General features: G+C 63.7%; 4 protein-coding genes. All 4 read right to left on the bottom strand.

Translation table 11 applies throughout. The features are described from left to right. A partial coding sequence (locus AC1DMG_RS21835; RefSeq protein WP_477181122.1) for a PepSY-associated TM helix domain-containing protein occupies positions 1 to 1,029 on the bottom strand: 1,029 nt, incomplete at its 3' end. Between the two features lie 15 nt (positions 1,030 to 1,044). Further along, entirely contained in the window at positions 1,045 to 1,299 is a 255-nt protein-coding gene (locus tag AC1DMG_RS21830) for a hypothetical protein (protein WP_477177570.1), read from the bottom strand. Continuing rightward, a complete protein-coding gene (locus tag AC1DMG_RS21825) occupies positions 1,296 to 1,568 on the bottom strand; it encodes a hypothetical protein (protein WP_477177571.1) in 273 nt (90 codons plus the stop codon). The genes AC1DMG_RS21830 and AC1DMG_RS21825 overlap by 4 nt, the downstream gene beginning before the upstream one ends. A 129-nt stretch (positions 1,569 to 1,697) precedes the next feature. Next, the coding region (locus AC1DMG_RS21820) for a porin (RefSeq protein WP_477181121.1) at positions 1,698 to 1,992 on the bottom strand (295 nt) is incomplete at its 5' end.

The following is a 1,992-nucleotide window of genomic DNA, read 5'->3' as shown; positions in this document are numbered from 1 at the left end:
CCATTGCACCGTGCGTCCGCCAAAACTGCCGAAATGCAGGCCAAACAGCGAGGCGTAACTGATCCCGTTGACGCTGTATCTATCGCCCACATAGGTGGCCAGCACCGTACCGTCATGCGCCGACATCGCCACGCTGCCGAACGAACCCAGCGTGTGCTGCGATAGGCCGCGCACTTCTGCCACGGCATTGCGATCGCCGTAGTGCACGAAGTGCATATAGTCGGGCTCGAACGTGGTGACGCCGTTTTTCAGTGCTTCGGTGCGTGCGCGTTCAATCAGCGCATCGGTGGACAACATGCTGGCGTTGGTGCCGCTGACTGTAACCGTCGGCGTGGTGTTGGTGGCCTTGGCGAAGGCATCGAACAGCTTGCCGTCGAACGCCACCGTGTTGAGCGCGGCCAGCGTGATGCCGAACAAACAGAACAGCGCGCCGGTCACCGCGAAGATCACATGGAACGGCAGGCTGATTACGCCGATCGCGTTGTGTGCGTCCTGCCAGAGCCGCTTGAGGTTGCGCCCCACGCGCATGGCGAACAGATCCTTCACCAGTTGCGGCAGGTGGATCAGGACGCCCGACAGCAAGGCGAGCCCGTAGATCACGCTGACGATGCCCATCAGATACAGGCCGATCACCGGCAGTCCCAGCGAGTCGTGCAAGGCGTAGACGAAGTCGGCCAGTTCGTTCTCTGCTGCTTCGGCGCGCGGCGCATCCACCTGGCTGGCAGTAGCAAAACGGCTGCCGTCCTTTGCTTCCCAATACGCATAGGCGGCGTGGGAGCTGTCGCGCGCAAGCACGATGCCGAAGTCCTCGCGTGCCTCGGGATGGTGGGCGAGCAGACGTTCGACCAGGGTATCCATCGGCACGTTCGCGTCGGCCGCGGCGCGCCAGGGCGGGTTCTGCCAAGCGGCGATGTCGTCGTGGAAGACGGTAAGCGCACCGGCATAAAAGGCCACGAACAGCGCGAAGCCAGCGAGCAGGCCGGTCCAGGTATGCACGGTCTGGAAGGTACGGAGGGTGGCGGCTTTCATCACAACTTCCCTGTATCAGCCGGGCAGGCGCAGCAGCCACAGCGCAGCAAAAACGACGATGTTCGCGCTGCCCATCACCAGCCAGGCGCGCGGTCCGCTGCGAAACATATAGGCGATGGCCATGAAGGCCGTCCACAGCGGAAAGAACAGGATCAGCGCCGGTATCAGCAAGGCTTGGCCGTGTCCTGGCAGCACATACAGCAAGAGCGCGAGCAACAGGGCGGCGAGCGGAAAGCCGAGCAACGTGCCGGCGAGGCAGCGGGCGATCATGATTCGCCGACTTCCGCGGCTTCGGTGCGCCACCACGCCAGATAGGGCAGCAGTACCCAGGTGAGCATCAGCATGGTCAGTGCCGCGGTAATACCCGGTCCGACGCCAGCCGCATACCACCAGCAAGCCGTGCCCAGGAGCACCATCAGCCAGCCCAGGCCGCGGGCGGAAGCGGGCAGGGACACGGCACGCAGCCGCTGCTGCGCGCTGGCCAGATAGACCAGCACGGCGCCCGACAGGGTCAACAACAGGGCACAAAAGGTGATCACGTCGGCGCCTTGAAACCGCTTTGCATCAGCTTGAATATTGAGAATTATTCTCATTTGACGGCGATGCTGTCAACCGCGCGGGTCGCCGGACGGCAGCGCCGCGCCGATCTGCCGCACTCGCGACATCGCCTAAAACTGGTACTGGAAACGCCCCACGATGGCAGACGGATGCTTGCCGCTGTTTTCGTTGCCGGGCTTGTTCAGGTCCAGCGCGTGGACCAGGTTGGCGGAGAGGCGTACCGATTTGTCGAGGTACCAGTTCACGCCCAGGGTGAGATTGGTCTCCTTGCCGCCGACCACATCGCGATCGTTGAGGTCGGTCATGCTCAGGCGTGCGCCGACTTCAAGCGCGCCGCCGCCATGCCCGTTCCAGGAGGCATGCGGCACCACCGGTCCGAAGGTGGCGTTGCCTTCGCGGTAGTCG

The sequence above is a fragment of the Dyella sp. 01N36 genome, assembly GCF_056399745.1.
This window is presented reverse-complemented; position numbering and strand designations above follow the sequence as displayed.